General features: G+C 68.2%; 26 protein-coding genes. 13 read left to right on the top strand and 13 right to left on the bottom strand.

Going from position 1 to position 23,698, the window contains the following annotated elements:
* The first annotated feature begins 6 nt into the window (after window positions 1-6).
* Window positions 7-1,455 (top strand): NAD-dependent succinate-semialdehyde dehydrogenase, encoded by a 1,449-nt coding sequence (locus PSR88_RS23150; protein WP_011596920.1) that lies wholly within the window; start codon window positions 7-9, stop codon window positions 1,453-1,455.
* 3 nt (window positions 1,456-1,458) lie between these two features.
* Here PSR88_RS23150 and hsaB read toward each other — a convergent pair whose 3' ends face one another.
* Genes hsaB through hsaA form a run of 4 tightly spaced genes read right to left on the bottom strand, consistent with a single transcriptional unit; the run spans window position 1,459 to window position 5,007 of the window.
* Window positions 1,459-2,046: a 3-hydroxy-9,10-secoandrosta-1,3,5(10)-triene-9,17-dione monooxygenase reductase subunit gene (hsaB, locus tag PSR88_RS23145; protein ID WP_005244804.1), complete on the bottom strand. Its 588-nt coding sequence runs from the start codon at window positions 2,044-2,046 to the stop codon at window positions 1,459-1,461.
* Window positions 2,043-2,945 (bottom strand): iron-dependent extradiol dioxygenase HsaC, encoded by a 903-nt coding sequence (hsaC, locus tag PSR88_RS23140; protein ID WP_011596919.1) that lies wholly within the window; start codon window positions 2,943-2,945, stop codon window positions 2,043-2,045. Before hsaC ends, hsaB begins: the two co-directional genes overlap by 4 nt.
* Window positions 2,945-3,823, bottom strand: coding sequence for a 4,5:9,10-diseco-3-hydroxy-5,9,17-trioxoandrosta-1(10),2-diene-4-oate hydrolase (hsaD, locus tag PSR88_RS23135; RefSeq protein ID WP_011596918.1), 879 nt, complete (start codon window positions 3,821-3,823; stop codon window positions 2,945-2,947). The genes hsaC and hsaD overlap by 1 nt, the downstream gene beginning before the upstream one ends.
* 8 nt (window positions 3,824-3,831) lie before the next feature.
* Window positions 3,832-5,007, bottom strand: coding sequence for a 3-hydroxy-9,10-secoandrosta-1,3,5(10)-triene-9,17-dione monooxygenase oxygenase subunit (gene hsaA, locus PSR88_RS23130; protein WP_005244809.1), 1,176 nt, complete (start codon window positions 5,005-5,007; stop codon window positions 3,832-3,834).
* A 190-nt stretch (window positions 5,008-5,197) separates the two neighbouring features.
* Here hsaA and PSR88_RS23125 point away from each other — a divergent pair, with 190 nt between their 5' ends.
* The 3 genes from PSR88_RS23125 (at window position 5,198) to PSR88_RS23115 (ending at window position 7,269) form a co-directional block, all read left to right on the top strand.
* Window positions 5,198-6,406, top strand: a complete 1,209-nt coding sequence (locus tag PSR88_RS23125) for a Rieske 2Fe-2S domain-containing protein (protein WP_016884082.1) — start codon at window positions 5,198-5,200, stop codon at window positions 6,404-6,406.
* A gap of 2 nt (window positions 6,407-6,408) precedes the next feature.
* Window positions 6,409-6,756, top strand: a complete 348-nt coding sequence (locus PSR88_RS23120; protein WP_016884083.1) for a hypothetical protein — start codon at window positions 6,409-6,411, stop codon at window positions 6,754-6,756.
* A gap of 135 nt (window positions 6,757-6,891) precedes the next feature.
* Window positions 6,892-7,269 (top strand): VOC family protein, encoded by a 378-nt coding sequence (locus tag PSR88_RS23115; protein WP_009477597.1) that lies wholly within the window; start codon window positions 6,892-6,894, stop codon window positions 7,267-7,269.
* Between the two features lie 39 nt (window positions 7,270-7,308).
* Here PSR88_RS23115 and dmpG read toward each other — a convergent pair whose 3' ends face one another.
* From dmpG to PSR88_RS23100, 3 genes are read right to left on the bottom strand one after another with little or no spacing between them, the layout of a single operon-like run.
* Entirely contained in the window at window positions 7,309-8,328 is a 1,020-nt protein-coding gene (gene dmpG / locus PSR88_RS23110) for a 4-hydroxy-2-oxovalerate aldolase (protein WP_016884084.1), read from the bottom strand.
* Between the two features lie 44 nt (window positions 8,329-8,372).
* A complete protein-coding gene (locus PSR88_RS23105) occupies window positions 8,373-9,275 on the bottom strand; it encodes an acetaldehyde dehydrogenase (acetylating) (RefSeq protein ID WP_009477595.1) in 903 nt (300 codons plus the stop codon).
* 10 nt (window positions 9,276-9,285) lie between these two features.
* Window positions 9,286-10,071: a 2-keto-4-pentenoate hydratase gene (locus PSR88_RS23100; protein WP_016884085.1), complete on the bottom strand. Its 786-nt coding sequence runs from the start codon at window positions 10,069-10,071 to the stop codon at window positions 9,286-9,288.
* 148 nt (window positions 10,072-10,219) lie between these two features.
* Here PSR88_RS23100 and kstD point away from each other — a divergent pair, with 148 nt between their 5' ends.
* The 3 genes from kstD to PSR88_RS23085 all read left to right on the top strand — a co-directional run bounded on the left by kstD (window position 10,220) and on the right by PSR88_RS23085 (window position 13,493).
* On the top strand, window positions 10,220-11,938 hold the full coding sequence (gene kstD / locus PSR88_RS23095; RefSeq protein WP_083853128.1) for a 3-oxosteroid 1-dehydrogenase: 1,719 nt from the start codon (window positions 10,220-10,222) through the stop codon (window positions 11,936-11,938).
* Entirely contained in the window at window positions 11,928-12,794 is an 867-nt protein-coding gene (locus tag PSR88_RS23090) for a MaoC/PaaZ C-terminal domain-containing protein (RefSeq protein WP_011596913.1), read from the top strand. Before kstD ends, PSR88_RS23090 begins: the two co-directional genes overlap by 11 nt.
* A gap of 171 nt (window positions 12,795-12,965) precedes the next feature.
* Complete coding sequence (locus PSR88_RS23085; protein ID WP_005244825.1) at window positions 12,966-13,493, top strand: NlpC/P60 family protein; 528 nt, start codon at window positions 12,966-12,968, stop codon at window positions 13,491-13,493.
* Here the strand turns inward: PSR88_RS23085 and PSR88_RS23080 are convergent.
* The 5 genes from PSR88_RS23080 to PSR88_RS23060 are packed head-to-tail and all read right to left on the bottom strand — an operon-like array spanning window position 13,472 to window position 17,415.
* A complete protein-coding gene (locus tag PSR88_RS23080; protein ID WP_016884087.1) occupies window positions 13,472-13,804 on the bottom strand; it encodes a hypothetical protein in 333 nt (110 codons plus the stop codon). The genes PSR88_RS23085 and PSR88_RS23080 overlap by 22 nt on opposite strands.
* The gene (locus PSR88_RS23075) at window positions 13,801-15,027 is read right to left on the bottom strand and encodes a DUF58 domain-containing protein (protein WP_016884088.1); all 1,227 of its coding nucleotides are present in this window, start codon (window positions 15,025-15,027) and stop codon (window positions 13,801-13,803) included. The genes PSR88_RS23080 and PSR88_RS23075 overlap by 4 nt, the downstream gene beginning before the upstream one ends.
* Complete coding sequence (locus PSR88_RS23070) at window positions 15,024-15,980, bottom strand: AAA family ATPase (protein WP_009477589.1); 957 nt, start codon at window positions 15,978-15,980, stop codon at window positions 15,024-15,026. Before PSR88_RS23070 ends, PSR88_RS23075 begins: the two co-directional genes overlap by 4 nt.
* A complete protein-coding gene (locus tag PSR88_RS23065; RefSeq protein ID WP_011596909.1) occupies window positions 15,977-16,459 on the bottom strand; it encodes a hypothetical protein in 483 nt (160 codons plus the stop codon). The genes PSR88_RS23070 and PSR88_RS23065 overlap by 4 nt, the downstream gene beginning before the upstream one ends.
* Entirely contained in the window at window positions 16,441-17,415 is a 975-nt protein-coding gene (locus PSR88_RS23060) for a DUF4129 domain-containing protein (protein ID WP_011596908.1), read from the bottom strand. Before PSR88_RS23060 ends, PSR88_RS23065 begins: the two co-directional genes overlap by 19 nt.
* 115 nt (window positions 17,416-17,530) lie before the next feature.
* Here PSR88_RS23060 and PSR88_RS23055 point away from each other — a divergent pair, with 115 nt between their 5' ends.
* The gene (locus PSR88_RS23055) at window positions 17,531-18,847 is read left to right on the top strand and encodes a TrpB-like pyridoxal phosphate-dependent enzyme (protein WP_029539625.1); all 1,317 of its coding nucleotides are present in this window, start codon (window positions 17,531-17,533) and stop codon (window positions 18,845-18,847) included.
* Between the two features lie 43 nt (window positions 18,848-18,890).
* Here PSR88_RS23055 and zapE read toward each other — a convergent pair whose 3' ends face one another.
* Complete coding sequence (zapE, locus tag PSR88_RS23050) at window positions 18,891-19,808, bottom strand: cell division protein ZapE (RefSeq protein WP_016884090.1); 918 nt, start codon at window positions 19,806-19,808, stop codon at window positions 18,891-18,893.
* Between the two features lie 78 nt (window positions 19,809-19,886).
* On the opposite strand from zapE, the gene PSR88_RS23045 reads away from it, so the two are divergent.
* The 5 genes from PSR88_RS23045 to PSR88_RS23025 all read left to right on the top strand — a co-directional run bounded on the left by PSR88_RS23045 (window position 19,887) and on the right by PSR88_RS23025 (window position 23,670).
* Window positions 19,887-20,465, top strand: a complete 579-nt coding sequence (locus PSR88_RS23045; RefSeq protein ID WP_009477584.1) for a TetR/AcrR family transcriptional regulator — start codon at window positions 19,887-19,889, stop codon at window positions 20,463-20,465.
* Between the two features lie 61 nt (window positions 20,466-20,526).
* Complete coding sequence (locus PSR88_RS23040) at window positions 20,527-21,774, top strand: DUF6986 family protein (RefSeq protein WP_029539626.1); 1,248 nt, start codon at window positions 20,527-20,529, stop codon at window positions 21,772-21,774.
* Window positions 21,775-21,861: 87 nt separating this feature from the next.
* Window positions 21,862-22,017: a hypothetical protein gene (locus PSR88_RS23035; RefSeq protein WP_016884092.1), complete on the top strand. Its 156-nt coding sequence runs from the start codon at window positions 21,862-21,864 to the stop codon at window positions 22,015-22,017.
* The gene (puuE, locus tag PSR88_RS23030; protein ID WP_011596903.1) at window positions 22,014-22,946 is read left to right on the top strand and encodes an allantoinase PuuE; all 933 of its coding nucleotides are present in this window, start codon (window positions 22,014-22,016) and stop codon (window positions 22,944-22,946) included. The genes PSR88_RS23035 and puuE overlap by 4 nt, the downstream gene beginning before the upstream one ends.
* A gap of 10 nt (window positions 22,947-22,956) precedes the next feature.
* Window positions 22,957-23,670: a GntR family transcriptional regulator gene (locus PSR88_RS23025; RefSeq protein ID WP_009477579.1), complete on the top strand. Its 714-nt coding sequence runs from the start codon at window positions 22,957-22,959 to the stop codon at window positions 23,668-23,670.
* The last annotated feature ends 28 nt before the right edge of the window (window positions 23,671-23,698 follow it).

Below are 23,698 nucleotides of genomic sequence, written 5' to 3'. Positions count from 1 at the left end.
AAAATCATGCTCGAGGAAGCAGCAATCGCATCGGTGCAGACCGGCCTGTTCATCGGCGGCAAGTGGCGCGACAGCGCCCGCACCATGCCGGTCCACGACCCGTCCAACGGACAGATCCTGTGCACGGTCGCCGACGCCGACGCCGCGGAGGCCCGCGAGGCGCTCGACGCGGCGGTGGCGGCGCAACCGTCGTGGGCGGCCACGACACCCCGCGAACGCAGCACCATCCTCATGAACGCACACCGACTTCTGCTCGAGAACGTCGACCGGCTCGCGCTGGTCATGACGCTCGAGATGGGCAAGCCCCTCACCGAGGCTCGGGGTGAAATCGCCTACGCCGCAGAGTTCTTCCGCTGGTTCGCGGAGGAGGCCGTCCGCATCGACGGCGGCTACATGACGGCGCCCGGCGGCGGGTCGCGGTTTCTCGTGACCCGTCAGCCCGTGGGGCCGAGCCTGCTCATCACCCCGTGGAACTTCCCGATGGCGATGGGCACCCGGAAGATCGGGCCCGCGATCGCCGCCGGGTGCACGTCCGTCATCAAGCCGGCGGCCCAGACGCCGCTGTCGATCCTGGCGCTCGCCGACATCCTCACCGAGGCCGGGCTGCCGGACGGCGTCGTCAACGTCGTCACCACGTCCAGCCCCGACGAGGTCATCACTCCCCTCATCCTCGACGGCAGGGCCCGCAAGCTGTCGTTCACCGGTTCCACCAAGGTCGGGAAACATCTGCTCGAACTGTGCGCGCGCACGGTCATGCGCACATCCATGGAACTCGGCGGCAACGCGCCGTTCCTCGTCTTCGACGACGCGAATCTCGACGACGCCGTCGACGGGGCCATGGCGGCGAAGATGCGCAACATCGGCCAGGCCTGCACAGCTGCCAACCGAATCCTCGTGCACAGTTCGGTCGCCGAAGAATTCACACGCAAACTCACACAGCGGATGGAGGCCCTGCCCGTTGGGCGCGGCACGGAGGACGGCGTCGTGGTCGGACCGCTGATCGACGAGGCGGCCGTCGCGAAGGTGAGCAGTCTCGTCGCGGACGCGGTCGAACGCGGCGCCTCGGTGCTCACCGGCGGCGAGGCACTCGACCGCCCGGGCAACTTCTACCCGGCGACAGTCCTGACTGGTGTGCCCGACGACGCGGAGATGTGCCACAACGAGATCTTCGGTCCGGTGGCCGCGATCAGCACGTTCGAGACCGAGGCCGAGGCCGTCGAGCGGGCCAACGACACCCCGTACGGGCTGGTGGCCTACGTGTACACCGACAGCCTCAAGCGCGGCATCCGCGTGTGCGAGGCGCTGGAGTCGGGCATGGTCGGCCTCAACCAGGGTGTGGTGTCGAATCCGGCCGCGCCGTTCGGCGGCGTGAAGGAATCCGGACTCGGGCGCGAAGGCGGAACCACCGGCATCGACGAATTCCTCGAGACGAAGTACATCGGCGTCGCCGTCTAGGAGCTAGAGCCAGGTGTCTTCCGACGACGTCGTGAGGAACGCCTCGAGGTCGTCGCGCCACGGCGCAGGCACCGTCTTGTCCGGTTCGATGCCGGTGTACTGCCCGCGGTAGAACAGCAGCGGTCGCTCCTCCCTGATCTCGCTCAGGGAGGAGACCCGGCCGAACGCGACCCAGTGGTCGCCGCCGTCGTGCACGCTCTCGAGCGAGCAATCGATGTGGGCCAGCGAACCGGTGAGGATCGGTGAGCCCAGCGGCGACTCCGTCCAGTCGATCCCGGCGAACTTGTCCGGGTCGCGGGAACCGAAGCGGGCGCACGTCGACTGTTGTTCTTCCGCGAGCACGTTGACGCAGAAGATGCCACTGCGCTCGATAGCCGCCCACGACCGCGACGTCTTGGTCGGGCAGAACAGCACGAGCGGGGGTTCGAGCGACAGCGCGGCGAACGACTGGCACGCGAACCCCACGGGCACGCCGTCGTCGATCGTCGTGATGATGGTGACGCCGGTGCAGAACTGGCCGAGCACCGTCCGGAACCGTCGCGGATCGATCGCCTCGGCCGCGACGGCCCCGTCCCCGGTCACCTCACTCACGGCTGCATCCCGACGCTGAAGTCGTGACCCCACAGGCTGACGGCCGTGCTCTCCCTCGCGATCCAGCTCTCGTCCTCCACCTGACGTCCCTCGCAACCGAATTCGATGTCGAACCCGCCGGGGGTCTTCATGTAGAACGACAGCATCAGGTCGTTGACGTGACGGCCGAGCGTGGCCGACATCTTGACCTTCTTGCGGAGCGCGCGGTCGAGGCACAATCCGACATCGTCGGAGTTCTCGACCTCGATCATCAGGTGCACGATGCCGCTCGGCGTCGGCATCGGCAGGAACGCGAGACTGTGATGCCGCGGGTTGCAGCCGAAGAACCGCAACCACGCCGGCTTACCGTCCGCGGGCCGCCCGACCAATTGCGGGGGCAGCCGCATCGAATCGCGCAGGCGGAAGCCGAGAACGTCGCGGTAGAAGCGCAGCGACGCCTCGTCGTCCGTGGTCGAGAGGACGACGTGCCCGAGGCCCTGCTCACCGGTGACGAACTTGTGCCCATACGGGCTGACCACGCGCCGGTGCTCCAGCGCCGCGCCGTGAAACGCCTCGAGCGTGTTGCCCGACGGGTCCTCGAACGTGATCAGCTCGTCGACCCTGCGGTCCTGCAGTTGTTCGGCCGTCCCCTCCTTGAACGCGACGCCTGCCGCCGACAGGTTGTCGCGGACCTCCTGCAGCTCCGCGGCATTGGCCGTCTCCCAGCCCGACACCGACAGCCGGTCGTGCTCCCCGGGGAAGATCACGAGGCGCGCCGGGAAGTCGTCCATCCGCAGATACAGGGCGTCCGGGTCGGAGCCCTTGCCCTCGACCATGCCGAGCACCTTGAGACCGTACTCGCGCCACGCGGACATGTCGGTGGCCTCGATGCGCATGTACGCCAGTGAACGAATACTCATCACTTACCCCCGTCCAGAAGGAAATCGGTGGCCAGACGATTGAACTCGTCGAACTTCTCCAGCTGCGCCCAGTGTCCGCACCCGCCGAAGACGTGCAACTGTGCCCGCGGAATCATCTTCAGCGCCACCAGCGCCCCGTCGAGCGGGTTGACCCGGTCTTCGCGACCCCAGATCAGCAGCACGCGCTGGCGCAGCTTGTATGCGTCGCGCCACAGCATTCCCAGCTCGAAATCGGCCGAGGAGAACGACTTTCCCATCGCCTTGGCGGCCGCGAGCGACTCGGGTGTGCTCGCGGCGGCGAAACGTTCGTCGATCAGTTCGTCGGTGATCAACTTCTGGTCGAACACCATGATGCGCAGGAACGCCTCGAGATTCTCGCGAGTGGGTTGGTAGCCGAATTTTCCGAGGTTCTTGACGCCCTCGGTCGGGTCCGGGGCGAACAGGTTGACGCTCAGTCCGCCCGGGCCCATGAGCACCAGCCGGCCCGCGCGGTCCGGGTAGTCCAGCGCGAAACGCACTGCGGCACCGCCACCGAGGGAGTTGCCGAGCAGGTGGACACGCCCGCCGACGCCGAGGGTGTCGAGCAGATCCTTCAACGCGGACGCACTGTGCACGAAGTACTGCGGGTGCTCGGTCGGCTTGTCCGACAACCCGTATCCCGGCTGATCGACTGCGAGCACGTGGAACTTCTCGGCGAGAACCGGGATGTTCCTGGCGAAGTTCGACCACGACGAAGCGCCCGGCCCGCCGCCGTGCAGCAGCACGATCGTGGTGTCGTTGCCGACTCCGGCCTCGTGGTAGTGCAACTTCAGGTGGGGCCGGACCTGGGCGAACTTCGAGGTGGACTCGAACGTGAGGGCCTCTTCGGTAGTCGTCACGTGTTCTCCTAGACCATCGTGTCGGTGATGGGCAGACCGAATTCGCCTGTGCCGTACATGACGTAGGCGCGCTCGGGATCGTTGGCCGCGTGGACGCGTCCGGCGTGCGCGTCCCGCCAGAAACGCTGCAGCGGCGTGCCGTTGGCCAGCGCGGTGGCACCCGAGCTCTCGAACAGTTTGTCGATGGACGAAATGGCGCGGCCCGTGGCGCGCACCTGGTCGCGGCGTGCCCGCAGCCGCAGCTCGAATGGGACTTCCTCACCCGCGACGAGCAGTGCGTATTCGTCGGCGACGTTTCCGGACAGCTGGCGCCAGGCGGCGTCGATGTCGCTCGAGGCCTCGGCGATGCGGACCTTGGCGAACGGGTCGTCCTTCGCTTTCTCACCGGCGAACGCGGCGCGGACCCGCTTGCCCTGATGTTCGACGTGCGCGTCGTAGGCGCCGTAGGCCATCCCGACGATCGGCGCGGAGATGGTGGTGGGATGAATTGTTCCCCAGGGCATCTTGTAGACGGGTGCGGTGTTGCGCTCGAGCCCGGGAGCGGTGAGGTTGCTCATCGCCTTGAAGCTGAGGACGCGGTGCGTCGGAACGAACACGTCCTCGACCACCACGGTGTTGCTGCCGGTTCCGCGAAGTCCCACGACATTCCACACGTCGTCGATTCGGTAGTCCTCGCGCGGGATCAGGAAGCTGACGAAGTCGACGGGGCGTCCGTCCTTGATGACGGGTCCGCCGAGCACCGCCCAGCTGGCGTGATCACAGCCGGACGACCAGGCCCAGGCGCCGTTGACCGTGTATCCGCCGTCGACGACCTGCCCGGCGCCCATCGGCGCGTACGAGGACGAGATGCGGACGTCGGTGTCGTTGCCCCACACGTCTTCCTGAGCCTGTTGCGAGAACAGGGCGAGGTGCCAGTTGTGGACACCGATGATCGACGAGACCCACCCGGTGGAACCGCAAGCGCTCGCGATCTTCCGCACCGCGGAGTAGAACAGCACCGGATCCGCCTGGTAACCACCCCACTGTTCGGGCTGGAGCAACCGGAAGAATCCGGTCTCCTGGAGCGCCTTCATGGAATCGTCGGGAATACGACGTAGATCCTCGGTCTCCTGCGCACGCTCTCGCAGCGTCGGCAGTAGTGCGTCGAGCCGCTGCATCACCTCGTGACTGTCATGGTCACCCACAGGACGCTCCTGTCTCGTTCGATGGTTCACTTATCTTCTGAGACTAGAACACGTTCCCATTTATGTCGAGGTACCGGCAAAGGTGCTGTTTGACGGCCCGGGTCTGGAAGAAAGCCCCCGAAAATCTGGCGGATCGTGTCGAAGTTCTATAACGTGTTCTACTAACAGCATGAAGGGATGTGAGGGCACAATGGCGCAGATTCGCGAGATCGATGTGGGCACGGTCCAGACCCGCTTCGCGCGTGGTTGGCACTGCCTCGGTTTGACCAAGACGTTCAAGGACGGCAAACCGCATTCGATCGAGGCATTCGGCACCAAACTCGTCGTCTTCGCCGACAGCAAGGGCGAACTGAAGGTTCTGGACGCGTATTGCCGGCACATGGGCGGCGACCTGTCGCAGGGCACCGTGAAGGGCGATTCCGTGGCCTGCCCGTTCCACGACTGGCGCTGGGGCGGCAACGGCAAGTGCACCAGCATTCCCTACGCCCGCCGGGTTCCCCCGATCGCCCGCACCCGGGCATGGCTCACCCTCGAGCAGAACGGTCAGCTGTTCGTCTGGAACGACCCGGAGGGCAATCCCCCGCCCGAGAACGTGACCATCCCCCGCATCGAGGGCGCCTACAGCGACGAGTGGACCGACTGGACCTGGAACTCCATGCTGATCGAAGGGTCCAACTGCCGCGAGATCATCGACAACGTGGTCGACATGGCGCACTTCTTCTACATCCATTACGCGTTCCCGACGTACTTCAAGAACGTCTTCGAAGGCCACATCGCGACGCAGTACCTCAACACGAAGGGTCGCCCGGACGTCGGGATGGCGACGCAGTACGGCATGGAATCGCTGCTGCGCTCCGAGGCCGCGTACTACGGGCCGTCCTACATGATCAATCCGCTGTGGAACAGCTACGGCGGGTACGAGGTCGAGAGCGTCCTCATCAACTGCCACTATCCGGTGACGAACAATTCGTTCATGCTCCAGTACGGCGTGACCGTCAAGAAGCCGACCGGCATCGACGACGAAACAGCCGACAAGCTGGCCGCGAAGTTCACCGAGGGCATCGCCGAGGGCTTCCTGCAGGACGTCGAGATCTGGAAGAACAAGACCAAGATCGACAACCCCCTGCTCTGCGACGAAGACGGTCCGGTCTATCAGCTGCGACGCTGGTACGACCAGTTCTACGTCGACGTCGCCGACGTCACCGACAAGATGACGCAGCGTTTCGAGTTCGAGGTCGACACCACCAAGGCCAACGAGGCCTGGCAGCACGAGGTGGAGGAGAACCTGGCCCGTCAGAAGGCCGAACGCGAGGCCGCGGAGCGGTCCGAGAACACGACTGCGGAGCGGTCCGAGAACACGACTGCGGAGCGGTCCGAGAACCGGGAAGCGCAGGTCTGATCATGAGTGCCTCGACCGAATGGGCCAAAGCTCCCGACTTCGCCGGGCAGCCTGCTCGGCTCGAGGCCATTCATGCGCAGACGTTGGCCGACAAGGCCAACTACCTCGACGACGGCATGAACGAAGTCGAGTGCCGTACGTGCGGAACCTGTGTGCTGGTGCGCAAGAACAGCCTCAAGCACACGAGCGTCCAGTGGACGGACGACCCTGCGAAGACGTGCCCGACGTTCCGGGACGCCGTCGGCGAGGGACAGTCCACCGCGCTCCGCGAGGGGTGCCCGCGACTGTGGGACAGCATCAACCACGCGGTGATGGAGGGGCTCATCGACGTGCGAGATCGCGTCGAATAGTCGTCGGTACCGCTGCGACGCGGATGCGTCGCCCAATGTGACATTCGTGCAGTCAGGCTGCACGAATGTCACATTGGGCGCTTAGGCTGGATGTGCCGTCGGATACGGCGGTTCCAGCCGAACCGGAGGCGTGCCATGACAGGCCGAATCGTGCACTTCGAGATCCCCTTCGACGACGGTGACCGCGCACGAGCGTTCTATCGGGACGCATTCGGGTGGGCCATCGCCGAGATCCCCGACATGGACTACAGCATGGTCACCACCGGACCCGTCGGTGAGAGCGGCATGCCCGACGAACCCGGTTACATCAACGGCGGCATGATGCAGCGCGGGGAGGTGACCACTCCCGTGGTCACCGTCGACGTCGAAAGCATCGAATCCGCCCTCGAAAGGATCGAATCCCTCGGTGGCAAAACCGTCACCGGCAGGACCCCCGTCGGGAACATGGGATTCGCCGCCTACTTCACCGACTCCGAGGGCAACGTCGTCGGGCTGTGGGAGACCGCCCGCTGACCCGTGAGTACTTATTAACCGCGGGACGTTAACAAGTACTCACAGGCGCTCGCGTTGCAGTTCGAGCGCGATGTCGATGAGCTGGTCTTCCTGGCCGCCGACGAGCTTGCGCTTCCCGGCGCGGACGAGGAGTTGGGCGGACGAGACGCCGTACCGTTCGGCCTGGCGTTCGGCGTGCTTGAGGAAGCTCGAGTAGACGCCGGCGTACCCCATCATCAGCGCCTGGCGGTCGAGGAGGCATTCGGCGGGCATCGCCGGACGCACCACGTCCTCGGCGGCATCGGCGATCGCGAAGAAGTCGATCCCCGTCTTGACTCCGATCTTGTCGCACACGCCGACGAACGCCTCGACCGGCGCGTTACCCGCACCGGCACCGAATCGTCGTGTGCTGCCGTCGATCTGCTTGGCACCTGCCCGCACGGCGGCGATCGAGTTGGCCACACCGAGTCCGAGGTTCTCGTGACCGTGGAATCCCACCTGGGCGTCCGAGCCGAGCTCCTGCACCAGCGCCTCGACGCGGTCCGACACCTGCTCGAGCACGAGCGCGCCTGCGGAGTCGACGACGTACACGCACTGGCAGCCCGCGTCGGCCATGATGCGGGCCTGCTTGGCGAGCTTTTCCGGTGCGATCGAATGTGCCATCATCAGGAAGCCGACGGTCTCGAGACCGCGGTCGCGGGCCAGCCCGAAGTGCTGGATGGACACGTCCGCCTCGGTGCAGTGCGTCGCGATGCGGCAGATCGAGGCGCCGTTGTCCTGGGCGACGATGATGTCGTCCTTGATGCCCAGCCCGGGCAGCATGAGGAAGGCGATCTTCGCGTTCTTCGCCGTGTCGACGGCGATCGAGATGAGTTCCTGCTCAGGGACCTTGGAGAACCCGTAGTTGAACGAGGACCCACCCAGTCCGTCGCCGTGCGTCACCTCGATGACCGGGACCCCGGCGTGGTCGAGCGCTCCGACGATGGCCCGGACCTCCTCACCGGTGAACTGGTGCCGCTTGTGGTGCGAACCGTCCCGCAGGGAGGTGTCGGTGACTCGAATGTCCCAGCTGCTGCGCATATTTCCCGTCGCTCCGCTCGCCCCGTCGAAATGAACCATAGTGCTCATGCCTCCACGCTCAGGAGCTTCTGGGCGATCTCCTCGCCCACCTTGGTCGCCGCTGCGGTCATGATGTCGAGGTTGCCCGCGTACGGCGGCAGGAAGTCGCCTGCGCCCTCGACCTCGACGAACGTGGTGACCGTCGCCTGCCCGCCCGACACGACGCTCGGGTCGTCGAACTGCGGTTCGTTGAGCAGCCGGTAGCCGGGGACGTACTGCTGGATGTCCGCGACGACGCGGTGGATGGAATCGGTGATGGCGGCACGGTCGGCGTCCTCGGGGATCGCGCAGAAGATCGTGTCGCGCATGATCATCGGCGGGTCGGCCGGGTTGAGGATGATGATGGCCTTGCCGCGCTGCGCTCCGCCGATGGTCTCGATGCCGCGACTGGTCGTCTTGGTGAACTCGTCGATGTTGGCGCGGGTGCCCGGGCCTGCGGAGACGGACGCCACCGACGCGACGATCTCGGCGTACGGCACGTCGACGACGCGGGAGACGGCGTACACGATCGGGATCGTGGCCTGCCCTCCGCACGTGATCATGTTGACGTTGGGGGCGCCGAGGTGTTCGCGCAGGTTCGCCGGCGGGACCACGGCCGGTCCGACGGCGGCGGGTGTCAGGTCGACGGCGCGGATGCCGGCGGCCTCGTACCGCGGTGCGGCCTCCCGGTGCACGTACGCGGACGTGGCCTCGAAGACGAGGTCGGGTTTCTCCGGCTGGTTCAGCAACCAGTCGACGCCCTCGGCCGACGTCTCCAGTCCCAACTTGCGGGCCCGTGCCAGACCTTCGCTCTCGGGGTCGATCCCGATCATCCAGCGGGGTTCGAGCCACTCGGATCGCTGCAGCTTGTAGAGCAGGTCGGTGCTGATGTTTCCGGAACCGACTATCGCCACACTTGCCTTGGTCATGAACAAACTCCTACTTGAACTGCAGGGATACGGATCCGAGCCCACTGAACTCGGCGCGGAAGTGGTCGCCCGGGTGCGCGTCGATGGCGCGGGTGCACGATCCGGGCAGCACGATGTCACCGGCTTTCAACCGGACGCCGAAGCTATCGACCTTCTGCGCGAGCCAGGCGACGGCCGTCACCGGGTTGCCGAGCACGGCGTCGCTGCGTCCCTCGGCCTTGGTCTCGCCGTTACTGGTCAGAACCGCGTCGATGGACTTGATGTCGATGTCCTCGGGCCGCACCCGGTTCTTGCCGAGCACGAACCCGGCGGACGACGCGTTGTCGGCGATCGTGTCGGGCAGCGTGATCTTCCAGTCGGTGATCCGGCTGTCGATCAGCTCGATGGACGGTGCGAACGCCACGGTGGCGTCCAGGACGTCCTGCTCGGTGCAGCCGGCGCCGGGGAGGTCGGCGCCCAGCACGAATGCGACCTCGACCTCGACGCGCGGGAAGCAGAACCGCGCCGTGTCGACGGGCTGGTCCTCGAAGACCTCCATGTCGGCGAGCAGGTGGCCGTAGTCGGGTTCGTCGACGCCCATCATCTGCTGCATGGCGAGGGACGACAGGCCGACCTTGTGCCCGACGACCTTCGCGCCGTCCTGCAGCCGGCGGCGGATGTTGATCAGCTGGATCTCGTAGGCGTCGACGACGTCGATGTCGGGATGGTCCGCGGTCAGGGGGCCGATGGGAGCGCGGCCCCGTTCCGCGGCGTCGAGCTGATTCGCCAACTCGGTGCGTAGTTGGGTCGAGAGCATGGTGTGAGGACCTTCCCTGAAGTTCGTTTGCGTGCGCACGCCCACCGGTTTCCACTGCAACGTGTTTCGTTCTTGTTTGTTGGCGTCAGTAATACTTCCTGGCAGAAAGGATGGACTGACAACCCCATCATTCTATAACGTGTTCTACATGAGCAAGCACGAATACGACATCGTGGTCGTCGGTAGCGGTGCCGGTGGAATGACCGCGGCCCTCACCGCGGCCCACAAGGGACTCAGCGTCGTCATCCTCGAAAAGGCGCCGCACTTCGGCGGCTCCACCGCGCGCTCCGGCGGTGGCGTGTGGATCCCGAACAACGAGGCGCTGATCGCCGCAGGAGTCGAGGACACCACGGACGCCGCGCGGACCTACCTGCACAGCATCATCGGCGACGTCGTCCCGAAGGACCGGATCGACGCCTACATCGACCGCGGCCCCGAGATGCTGTCGTTCGTGCTGAAGAACAGCCCACTGAAACTGCAGTGGGTGCCCGAATACTCCGACTACTACCCCGAGGCCCCCGGCGGACGGCTCGGCGGACGGTCCGTCGAGCCGACACCGTTCGACGGCAGGAAACTCGGCGCCGACCTCGCGAAGCTCGAACCCGACTACGTCAAGGCGCCGTCGAATTTCGTGATCACCCAGGCCGATTACCGCTGGCTGAATCTCCTGATGCGCAACCCACGCGGCCCGCTGCGCGCAGCCCGGGTCGGCCTCCGCTTCCTCGGCGCCAAGCTCACCGGGAAGCGCCTGCTCGTCCGCGGTCAGGCGCTCGTCGCGGGACTGCAGGCCGGACTGAAGGCCGCCGGCGTCCCGATCCTGCTCGGCACCCCGCTCACCGACCTGTATGTGGAGGACGGCGTGGTCAAGGGCGTCAACGCCACGGTCGACGGACAGCCGCAGGTGTTCCGGGCACGCCGCGGCGTGGTGATCGCGTCGGGCGGTTTCGAGCACAACGACGAGGCCCGCAAGAAGTACCAGCGGGCACCGATCGGCACCGAGTGGACCGTCGGCGCGAAGGCCAACACCGGCGACGGCATCTGGGCGGGCGAAAAGCTCGGTGCCGCGCTCGATCTGATGGAAGACGCCTGGTGGGGACCGTCCATCCCGCTCACCGGCGGCCCGTGGTTCGCGCTGTCCGAGCGGAGCCTGCCGGGCTGCATCATGATCAACGGATCCGGCAAGCGCTTCGTCAACGAATCCGCACCGTACGTCGAGGCGACGCACGCGATGTACGGCGGCACGCACGGCCAGGGCGACGGACCGGGCGAGAACGTGCCCTGCTGGCTCGTCCTCGACCAGCGTTACCGCGACCGGTACGCGTTCGCCGGAGTCACCCCGCGGTCCCCGTTCCCCGGTCGCTGGCTGAAGGCCGGTGTCATCGTCAAGGCGGGCACCGTCGCCGAGCTGGCCGGGAAGATCGGCGTGCCGGTCGACGCGCTCACCGAAACGGTCTCGCGTTTCAACACTTTCGCCCGCAACGGCAAGGACGAGGACTTCGGCCGTGGTGAGAGCGGGTACGACCACTACTACGGGGATCCCCGCAACAAGCCCAACCCGAGCCTCGGGGCGCTGGAGAAGGCGCCGTTCTTCGCCGTCAAGATGGTCCCGGGCGACCTCGGCACCAAGGGCGGTCTCCGCACCGACCGCAACGCCCGCGTGCTGCGGGCGGACGGCAGCACCATCGAGAACCTCTATGCGGTGGGCAATGCCAGCGGCCCGGTGATGGGCCACACCTACGCCGGACCCGGCGCGACCATCGGCCCGGCGATGACGTTCGGCTATCTCGCGGTTCTCGATATCCTCGACAAGTCCTCGCAGGCCGATTCCCCGACGTCACTCACCGGAGACACCACCAATGCCCATTGATCCGAACATCGCCATCGGAGCAGAACTGCCCGTTCAGGAGTTCTCCTGGACCAGTTCCGACGTGCAGCACTACCACCTCGCGCTCGGTGCCGGGTCCCGTCCGCTGGACGAGAGGGAGTTGCGGTACCTGACCGACGGGAAGCCGCAGGTGCTCCCCACGTTCGCCACGGTGGCCGCGAATTTTCACGCGACCGAGGCCCCGCGTGTGTCGTTCCCGGGCGTCGAGATCGACCTCGCCAAGGTGGTCCACGGCAGCCAGGAAGTGACCGTGCACCAGCCGATTCCCCCGGAGGGCACGGCCCGCACCACCACCCGCATAGCCGAGGTGTGGGACAAGGGCAAGGCCGCCGTCATCGTGCAGGAGTCGACGACCACCGACCTCGACGGCACTGCCCTGTGGACCGGGCGGTCGTCCATCTTCGCCCGCGGTGAAGGCGGTTTCGGCGGTGAGCGCGGGCCGTCCCAGTCCGTGGAGTTGCCCGACCGGCCTGCCGACGTCGAGGTCGACACCCCCGTCCTTCCGCAGCAGGCGCTGATGTACCGGATGTGCGGCGACCGCAACCCCCTGCATTCCGACCCGAAGTTCGCTTCCGCCGCAGGGTTTCCCGCCCCGATCCTGCACGGCCTGTGCACCTACGGGATGGTGTGCAAAGCGGCCGTCGACGCAGTACTCGACTCGGACGCATCGCAGGTCGCGGGCTTCCGAGTCCGGTTCGCGGGCGTGGTCTTTCCCGGCGAGACGCTGCACACGCGGATCTGGCGGGACGAGGGCAGGCTCCTCATCTCGGCCACGGTTCCCGAGCGTGATCATGCTCCGGCCCTGGCCGACGTGGTGCTGACCCTGGCCCAGGCGTGACAGTTACCGAAATTTGACCGAATGTGCCCAGTTCGGGCGGATATTCGCGAATATCAGGCACGATGCCGCAACACTTTGTACGCTTTCCGTGACCTCATCGAGACGTGTCAACCGATGGTCGGGGCGGTTCCACGGCTCTCCACGAGCAGTAGCGAACAAAGGGGGGACCTCGTGTCCCAGCGCAGACATCTCCGTCCCGTGCGGCGCGCTGCCGTTGCCGGTGCTCTCGCGTTCTGTGCGACCGCCCTCGTCGCTCTCCCCGCGAACGCCGCACCCGTGGCGGGCAGTTCCGACAGCGGCAGCACCGGCGGCAGTTCGATGGGTTCGTCCGTTCTCCCGACGCCCATTCCCACCCCGACCGGGCTGGCTGCGCTCGCGGCCGCGACGACCCAGACGGGCAAGCCCTATCTGTGGGGTGGGACGGGTCCGGACGCGTGGGACTGCTCGGGGCTGGTGCAGTGGGCATTCCGGCAGGCGGGGGTGAATCTGCCACGCACCACGTGGGAGCAGGCCGAGGTCGGCGCACCCATTCCACTGTGGGCGCTGGCTCCCGGCGACATCGTGGTGCTCAACCCGGACGCGTCGCACATCGGTATCTACGCGGGCTTCGGCCAGGTCTTCAATGCGTACGGACGCGGCGTGCCCGTGGGTCTGGCGCCGCTGTCGCAGTTCCACATCTACAGCATCCGCCGGTTCTGACCCTCGGTCGTGGGCGTGCGTCTGCCGACGTACGGCCACACCGCGACGAGGAACAGCACCACCACCGCCACCGGCCCGAAGAGGGACGCCCACGCCGGCCCTTCCGGCAGTGTCGCTGCCAGACCGGCGGCGGCCGCCGTGACGACCGCGCCCAGCAGTAGCGTCGAGATTCCCGGTGCGAGGCCGGCGTACGCGACGAGCAACAGTGCCGTCGCGGCGACCCCCGCGGCGGCGGCCGCGAACGCCGACGCGTCGCCCAGGACGAGCGCGATCAACGCTGCCTGCACCGCGACCACCGCGACCGATCTCATCGGAGTGCCCCCGACGGCCGGCGGGCTCGATCGGCGAGGGCCAGCGCCAGATCCAGTGCGGAATCGTCGTCCCACGCCACCACCGGAACACCGAGCACACCCATGTTCCGGTACATGTTCCGCCGCTCGAGCCGCCACATCCTGCCGGTCATCGCATCGAGTTCGTACTCGAACGGCGGGCCGCGCAGCACGTCGACGGCCACGACGACGTGACCGCGACGCCTCAACTCCAGCAACGACAGCGCGAAGTTGGTGTCCAGCATGGTGGAGAACGCGATGACCACCGCCCGCGGCGGCAACGCGACCCGCGGGACGAGTGTGCCTTCGGCGGCGGCGCCGGCGTCGGAGTCGAGGACGGTGTCGAGGATCCGGTAGAACTGCCTGCGTCCGATGTCGGCGCCGAGCCATCGCAGCCGGAGCCCATGGGCGACGACCCCGGCGCGGTCGCCGCGCTGCAGGGCCGTCTGCACCACCTGCGTGGCCCCGCGCACGGTCCGGTGCAGGCTCTCCGACGCCGGGCCCGGTGCCTGCGGGGTGGTGTCGAGTACGGCGACGACGTCCGCGGCGCGGTCCATGATCCGTTCGGTGACGTGGAGGCGGCCGCGCCGGGCACTCACCGGCCAGTTGACGCTGCGCAACGGATCCCCCGGCGCGTGCGGCCGGATGTCCCCGAACTCGACGCCCGAACCGAATCGGCGGGTGCGGTGCGCGCCGATCCGGTCCGGAAGGGTGGCGTGGGGCAACGGAGTCGGCATCGGCGGCGCCAACGGGAACACTCGCAGTTCCGCGACGGGAACCGGCAGCGAGGCCGTGAGCAGGCCGCCGCCTGCACGTGCCGTGACCGTCAGCGCCGGTTCGTACCGGCCCCACCGGTCGGCCGACACCACATAGTCGCCGTCACCGACCTGCTCGACCGTGTAGCCGTCGGACGGCGTCGGTGCCACTTCGAGTTGCGCCGCACCATCGCACGCCGTCACGTCCACCGAGAAGTGCACGGACTCGGATTCGAAACACCGCAGCATGCGTGCCGACGCCTCGACGCGGACGCCGGTGGCCGGGCGGGGCAACCACATCACCGTGCCGAGCGCTCCCAGCATCGGGGCGGCGAACACGATCAGTTCCCACCACCGCCCCACGACACCCGCCGTCAGCGCCACGGCCGCGCAGGTCGTCAGCGCGAGGGCTGCAGGCGACGCACGCCACGTCAGCCGGTGCTCCGTCATCGTGCCCTCGGCGCGGGGAGACGGCGCAACAGTTCCGCGAGGACGTCGTCGCTGCGGATGCGGCGCACCCACATCTCCGGGCGCAGGCTGATGCGATGCGCGACAGCGGGAACGGCCAGGGCCTTGATGTCCTCGGGTATGACGAAGTCGCGGCCCGAGAGGAGAGCACGCGCCCGAGCGAGCTGCACGAGGTCGAGTTCCGCGCGGGGGCTGGCCCCGACCTCGACCTGCGGGTGATGCCGGGTGGCGTTCGCGAGCGCGACGACATACCCGAGGACGTCGTGATGAACGCTGACCTGCTCGAGCGATTCGCGCATCGCCAGGAGGTCGGCCGCATCGACCACCTGCTCGACGACGACGGCGGCGGATCCCCGGTCGAGCCGTCGGCGCAGCATCTCGTGCTCGTCGGTCTCGGTGAGGTACCCCAGTCGCAGGCGGAGCGCGAACCGGTCCAGCTGCGCCTCGGGCAGCGGGTAGGTTCCCTCGTACTCGATGGGGTTGTCGGTGGCGAGCACGACGAAGGGACGCGGCAGGATCCGGGTGGTGCCGTCGACGCTGACCTGCCCCTCGGCCATCGCCTCGAGCAGTGCGGCCTGGGTCTTGGGCGGGGTGCGGTTGATCTCGTCGGCCAGGAGCAGGTTGGTGAAGATCGGGCCCGGACGAAACTCGAAGCGCCCCGACGGCATGTCGTAGATGGTGGCGCCGAGCAGGTCGGCGGGCAACAGGTCGGGGGTGAACTGGACCCGCGTGAAGTCGAGCCCGAGCGCGGCAGCGAAAGATCGTGCCACCAGGGTCTTTCCGAGTCCGGGCAGATCCTCGATGAGCACGTGCCCGCCGGCGAGTACCGCGAGCAGGATCGACGTGAGTTCGTCGTGCTTGCCGACCACCGCCCGTTCGACCTCCGCCAGCACCGCGTGGGCGCGCGCGGTGGTGACCTCGGCGGGCATCGTCACAGCTGCTCCAGCCGTTGCAGGATCCGGTCGAGCACGTCCCGGCCCGGACCGGGTGCGGCCCTGTCGGAGCGCTGCACGCACTCGGGATCGACCCACTGCCACAAGTCGCCGAAGAACACCTCACCCGCGGCCGCCGTGTCGGCGGGGTCGAGTCCCTGCCGCTGTCCGGTGGACTGCTGGAACTCGCGCGCCAGGAGCGGACGCAGATGGTGATCCCAGTCGCCGCGCGTACCGTCCGCCCAGCTGATCAATGATTCCGTCCGCGCCATCCAGCGGGCCGTCGCCTCGGCCCGTTCCGCCTCCAGGCCCGGCGGCTGGTCGTCGACTTCCCCGGGTGCCATGCGTCGTCGAATCTCGAAGAGCACCAGCGCGGTCACCGCTCCCGCGACCAGCACGGCCGCACTGTACCGGCCGGCCGCCACCAGCGGGACCTCCACGGCCAGCACTGCCCCGACACCGGCTACGGCGACGGCGAGCACGCGTCGATCCCCAGGTCGTCGAGCACGCGCCGGAGCAGATCGGCGGCCTCGTCACGGTGCTGTTCGCCCATCGGATGCAGGCTGAACCGTGCCTCGGAGAACAGCCGCACCAGCGGCGCCGCCGCCTCGAAGCGCAGCGCTCCGAATTGTACTGCGCGAGCGAGCACTTCGGACGGGGTGTCCGACTCCCGCGGTTCGGCGCCCGGCGCCTCGCGCAGCGCATTTTCCATGGCGGCGTAGCTGGCGATGATGGCCTCACGCGGCGGCAGACTCGGTGCCACGACCACGGCGAGACCTTCCTCCGCCGCCCGGGCCAGCGACTGCGAGGCAGCCGGACCGTCGGGGGAACTCGCCGCGGTCCAGCCGCCGACCCGGGCCCGGAGGGGGCGCCGGGCCACGGCGCCGAGGATCAGCACGGTCACCAGTATCGGACCGACAATCGCTGCCGCGGTCCACAATTCCGCCAGGTCCTCGCGGGATTCGTTCACCATGTCGGGCGGTGGGCGTGTGTCGGTGGGCACGGACGCGTCGGTTCGGTCGGCCCCGTCGTCGGTGGTCGGGCTCGCCGTCGACCGCTGACGGTCGAGCGGCTCGTCACCGCCGACGGACCCGAGGAGGAACGCCGCGGTCACGAGAAGCGCGGCGAACGCCGACCATCCGAGAATGTGTCGGCGCGAGACCGAGGACCCGGTGTTTCCGGTGAGCCCGACCGGCGGCGGGTCGGGTGCGGCCCTCGGCCGACCGCTGCGAAAGGCGGACGCGAGCGCCACCGCCGCGACGACGACGGCGATCGCCGAGAGGATGATGAGAGCGCGCGTCGCACCTGCGCCCGGCTCCGACGGTGTCGCGGGGGTGTCGGGCGCGGGGACCACCCGGACGGCAAGGGTGACCGTCACGACGGCCGCCAGCAGGGCGACCGTGTGGACGAGCCTGGTTCGCACGCGACGGTCCGGCATCCTCACTCCCGAGTTGCCCCTCCATCGTGACACGCGGGGACCGGGAAAATCACCCGTTCACGGCGGCGGACAGCGCAGCATGTTCGGGACGTATCCATCCACGAAGGAGAGTTACTTGACCACGTCCCCGGTAACCGGAGCCGAACTGGCGCGATCGCTGGAACCTCTGGGGGTTGCGGTCCCCTCGGCCGTGCCCACGCACTGGTACAACCTTGCAGCCGATCTTCCGGAACCCGTTCCGCCGCATCTGCATCCCGGCACTCGTGAGCCGCTCGGACCGGAAGACCTGGCACCTCTGTTCCCCGCGAGCCTGATCGAGCAGGAGGTCGCGACCGAACGGTACATCGAGATCCCCGAGACGGTCCGCGAGATCTACGGCATGTGGCGGCCGTCGCCGCTGGTGCGCGCACGCAGGCTCGAGCGAGTGCTCGGCACGCCGGCACGGATCTACTACAAGTACGAAGGTGTCAGCCCGGTCGGATCACACAAGCCGAACACGGCTGTGGCACAGGCCTATTACAACGCACTCGAGGGCACCACCAAGCTCACCACCGAGACCGGCGCGGGCCAGTGGGGCGCGTCGCTGTCGTTCGCCGGCGCCCTGCTCGGCCTCGAGGTGGAGGTCTGGCAGGTTCGCGCCTCGTTCGACGCCAAGCCGTACCGCCGACTCCAGATGGAGGCATACGGCGGCATCTGTCATCCGTCTCCGTCCGACCTGACAGAAGCCGGTCGGGCCATCCTGGCCGAGCACCCCGACACCACCGGTTCGCTGGGCATGGCGATCAGCGAGGCCGTCGAGGTGGCCGCCAACGATCCCGGCGCGCACTACTCGCTGGGCAGCGTCCTCAACCACGTCATGCTCCACCAGACCGTGATCGGCCAGGAAGCTCTGGTCCAGTTGGAGGAGGCGGGTGAGCCTGTCGCGCACACGGTATTCGGTTGCGCCGGCGGAGGTTCCAACCTCGCGGGCCTGACGTTCCCGTTCCTGGGTCGCAATCTGCGCGAGGGCACCACCACCCGCCTCGTCGCGTGTGAGCCGGCGGCCTGCCCGTCGCTGACGCAGGGCGAGTACCGCTACGACTTCGGGGACGTCGCAGGCCTGACGCCGCTGTTGAAGATGTACACCCTCGGCAACGACTTCGTTCCGCCCGCCATCCACGCGGGCGGACTGCGGTACCACGGCATGTCGCCGATGGTCTCGCACGCCGTCGCCCTCGGGCTGATGGACGCGACCGCGATCGAACAGGACGACGCACTCGCCGCGGGCCTGCTCTTCGCCCGCGCCGAAGGCATCATCCCCGCGCCGGAATCCACGCACGCCGTGGCCGCTGCCATCGAGCACGCCCGCACGGTCACCGAACCGGAGGTCGTGGTCATCGGACTGTCCGGCAACGGCCAGCTGGACCTCCCCGCGTACAGCCGGTACGTCTGATCGATTCACCGAGGCAGACCCACGTACGGGTCTGCCTCGGTGGTCACCGGCTCAGCGTCGACAGTCTGCTCACAAGCCGGTCGAAGTCGAGCGTGCCGTCGAGCCCGGCGAACACGTCGTCCCGCGACGCGTCGGCGACCAGGGTCAGCGAGGTTCCCCGGTCGTACAGCACGTCGACGACGTTCGCGAACCGCCGCACGGTCTCCGCGCCTGCCTCCCGCAGTCGGGGGACACCGGTGATCACCCAGCACCCGAACCGCTCCGACAGTTCGAGGTAGTCGGCGGGTGCGGTCGGGGTGCCGCACAGCACCGCGAACTCGAACCAGACCGTGCGGTCCCGCACCGCGGCGGCCGTCACCGTGCGGGTCCCGACGGTCAGAGCGACGCGCTCGCACAGGGCCGGGGGCTCGGTCTCGGAAACCCGGACGAAGCGTCCGGAAGCGAACCCGGCGTCCGCCGTGGCCACGGTGCGGTAGTCGACGGGACCGGCCACCCGCACGACGGTCAGATTCTGTTTCAGCACGGCGATCGCCGGCGCGAACAGGTGATGGAACAGCGGATTCGGCAACAGCCCGTCCGGTGGATAGTTCGACGTGGCGACCAGCGTGATTCCGCGGGTGAACAGGACCTTCAGCAGTCGCGCGACCAGCATCGCGTCCCCGACGTCGTGCAGGTGGAACTCGTCGAAGCACAGCAGCCGGACATCCCCGAGTGCCGCGTCGATCGCGAGGTCGATGGACCCCAGCGCGTGCGCGTCGGCGTGGAGTCGGCGGAAGAACGAGTGGAAGTGCACGCGCCGCTTCGGGACCGCGGCCGACCCGTAGAAGCGGTCCATCAACCACGTCTTGCCACGTCCGACGGGCCCCCACAGGTACACGCCGCGAACTCCGGGCCTCCCCTGCTCCAGGCCCTCGGCGGTCTCGTGCAGGACGGCCGCGGCCGCGCGCTGCGCGTCGTCCAACAGAACCTCTACATCCACAGAGGAAACACTACGAATGTAGAGTCTCGGGCGACAAGCTGATGTGAGGAGGAAGACACCGTGCCCGAGCGGCGTGAGCAGATCGCCGACGCGGCCATCGCGATCATCGCGCGCGAGGGCATGCGGGCGCTGACGCATCGGGCCGTCGACCGCGCCCTGGATCTTCCGGGCGGGTCCACGTCCTACTACTTCCGCACCCGGCGTGCCCTGATCGAATCCGCCGTCCGCCGGCTCGCCGAACGCTCGCGGCGGGAATTCGAGACCACGGCGGCCCCGCCGCTCGACCTCGCATCCCTCGCCGAGGGCGTGGCCCGGTCGCTGGACCGGCTGCTGCACACCCGCCACGACGACGTCGTCGCGCGGCACGCTCTGACCGTCGAACTGTCCGGCGATGCCGAACTGCACGCACTCCTCGCGACGTGCCTGTTCTCCCGTGCCCGCGCGACCGAATTGTTCGACGCCCTCGGCGTCACCGACCCCGAGAACGCGGGCGCGGACTTCGTCAGCGTCGTCGAAGGCCTGGTCTTCGACCGTTTCGCAGGAGCCAGGTCACTCGACGGCATCGAGCCCGGCACCGAACGCAGCGTGCGGCAGCTGGCCCGCGCCGTCGAGTCGTATCTGCGCGGTGTGACGGCCTGAACGAAGGTCACCCGGCGCGGTGTGGACGACGAGAATCCCGCATTTCTGCCAAGATCGTGGCGTGAACCCCCAGTACCTCAGCCGTCTCCCCGACAGCGGTTTCGACCGCGTCGACGCACTCCTCGACCCCGTCGACACCGACCTCGCGGACGCCTTTCCGGGTGATCGGCAGGAACCGCAGCCCGTCCACACCGTCTATGTGAGTGCGGCGGACGCCGGACCGGACACCCCGAGGGTGTGGGGCGAGCAGGCTGTCGAACTGCTGGACAGGCACACGAATGCGCTGTCCGAAATCGGAACGACCGGTGCGCTTCCCGACGTCCGCGCGATGCTCGAGCACCGTCCGGTCATGGATCTGCGGATCGATTTCGAGGACGGCTACGGCTGGCGGAGCGACGACGTCGAGGACGCGGCCGCACTGGAGGCGGGGCGCACGCTGCGACTGCTCTCGTCCGACCCGTCCGGCCCGCGGTCGCTGGGCATCCGCGCGAAGGGTCTGGCCCCGCACGAGCGCCGCCGCGGGATCCGGACGCTCGAACTCGTCCTCGAAGGCGCGGGTGGGGTTCCCGACGGCTTCGTGTTCACGGTGCCGAAACTGCGTGCGGCCCAGCAGGTCACCGCCGTCGTCGCGTTGTGCGAGGAACTCGAGCGCGCGTACGGGCTCCCCGACAGGTCGCTGCACTTCGAGTTGCAGATCGAGAGCCCGCAGGCCGTGCTCGGACCCGACGGCACCGTGACCGTCGCGAAGGCCATCCACCTCGCCGACGGACGCTGCACCGGATTGCACTACGGCACTTACGACTACAGCGCGGCCTGCGGAATCGCGTCCCGGTTCCAGTCGCTCGAGCACCCGGTGGCCGACCACGCCAAGTCCGTGATGCTGGTGGCGGCGGCCCAGACCGGGGTGTGGGTGTGCGACGGATCCACCCAGGTCATCCCGCAGGGCAGCGACGAGGAGATCCACGCCGCGCTGGCCCGGCACTACCGGCTCGTCACCCGCTCGCTCGAACGCGGGTACTACCAGGGATGGGACATGCATCCCGGGCACCTGATCACCCGCTGGCTCGCGACGTTCGACTTCTACCGCGCCGCGCTGCCCGCCGCGGCCACCCGCGTGCAGGCGTACCTCGACCGCCAGGGTGGCGGGGTGATGGACGAACCGGCGACCGCACAGGCCCTCGCGACGGTGATCCTGCGGGGACTGGCGTGCGGCGCGTTCGACGAGGACGCCGTCCGCGCGCAGGCCCCGGGATGCACGGTGGACACCCTGCGCGACCTCCTCACCCGGGCGGTGATTCCGGGGAGCTGAGCACCTCGCCGCGCACGAGGACCGCCCGCAACACCCACTTCGACGCCCTACACTTGCCCCACGCCCGATCAGGAGGTAGCCGCACCCGTGAGCCCGAACACCTTGACCCCGCCCGGCTTCCGGAGTCTGCCGGACCTGGCCGTACGCACACTCGGCGGGAAGATCGTCCCGGACAGCGGCACGGCGCGGTTGCGCCTGTGGGGTTCCGTGACCGAGGCCGGTCGGGCAGGCTTGGCATCATGACCCACGGTTTCGACTCCAGCTACCCACGCGACCTGGTCGGATACGGCCAGCACCCGCCCGATCCGCAGTGGCCGGGCGGCGCGAAGATCGCCGTCCAGTTCGTCCTCAACTACGAGGAGGGCGCCGAGAACAACGTGCTCCACGGCGACGAGGCGTCGGAAACGTTCCTGTCCGAGATGGTCGGGGCCCAGCCGTTCCCGAACCGGCACATGAGCATGGAATCGATCTACGAATACGGATCCCGCGCCGGACTGTGGCGCGTGCTCCGGGCATTCGAGCGACGAGGGCTCCCGCTCACGATCTTCGCGGTGGCGAAGGCGATGCAGCGCAACCCCGAGGCCGTCAGTGCCTTTCGCGAACTCGGACACGAGATCGCCTGCCACGGTCTGTGGTGGAAGTCGTACCAGCTCTCCGACGAGGACGCCGAGCGCAAGGACCTGGCCGAGGCGGTGGAGATACTGCGCGACCTCACCGGCGAGGCACCGCTGGGCTGGTACACCGGCCGCGACTCCCCGCTCACCCGGCAGCTGGTCGTCGAGCACGGCGGCTTCGAGTACGACTCCGATTCGTACGCCGACGACCTCCCGTACTGGGTGAAGGTCGATGCCCCCGGGAAGGGCCTCGTCGACCACCTGGTGGTGCCGTACACCCTCGACACCAACGACATGCGGTTCGCGTCGCCCGGCGGTTTCCCGAGCGGCGAGCAGTTCTTCGCGCACCTGCGGGACGCCTTCGACGTCCTGTACGCGGAGGGAACGGCCGGGGCGCCGAAGATGCTGTCCGTGGGCCTGCACTGCCGCATCGTCGGCAGGCCCGCCCGCACCGCGGCGCTGGAGCGTTTCCTCGATCACGTGCAGTCCCACGACGACGTCTGGGTCGCCCGGCGCATCGAGATCGCCCGCCACTGGCGCGACGTACACCCCGCCTGAGGACGGACCCATGCCCCCGCGACGACCGTCGATGCTGGTCACGAACCTGGCCAACCGCGATCCCGGCAGCTCTCAGACCGTGATCCTGGAGGAGTTGCGCCGGGTGATCCTCAGCGGCGGCGCCCCACCCGGCACCCCGATCCCGGTGGACGAGGTGGCCGAGCACTTCGGCGTCAGCCGTATCCCGATCCGGGAGTCGCTGAAGACGCTGATCGGCGAGGGTCTCGTCGACCACCGGGCCAACGCCGGGTACACGGTCGCCCGGCTGACCGTCGACGAACTCGAGGAGCTCTACCTGGTGCGGGGCGTCCTCGAGTCGGCGGCGCACTCCGTGGCGATCACCCTCGCCGACGACGCCGACGACACTCGGGCCAGGCAGGCGTACGCGGCACTCGACCGCTCGGTTCTCGAGGACGACCTGACCGCGTACCACCGGGAGAGCCGCAACTTCCACCTGGCCCTGGCGTCGCCCTGCCGGATGCAGCGACTGCTGCACATGTTCGAATCGGCGTGGAACATCACCGAGCCGGTGCAGCCGATGTCGCAGGTGGGAACGCCGGCGCGGCTGCAACTCCATCTCGGGCACCGGGACATGCTCGCGGCGTTCCTCGCCCGCGACGCCGCGGCGTTGAAGGCGGCCACCGACCGGCACAACGAACAACTCGACACGGTGATCGCCGCCCTCCCCACGGACACCGGAATCTTCCGGGACACGCCCGGGTAAGCCGACCAGCAAGATATATTCTCAGCTC

The organism is Rhodococcus sp. DK176, from assembly GCF_038447315.2.
GTDB classification, from domain to species: Bacteria; Actinomycetota; Actinomycetes; order Mycobacteriales; family Mycobacteriaceae; genus Rhodococcus_F; species Rhodococcus_F jostii_A.
Note: the sequence above shows the minus strand (reverse complement) of the source record. Positions and strands in the feature narration are given on the sequence as shown.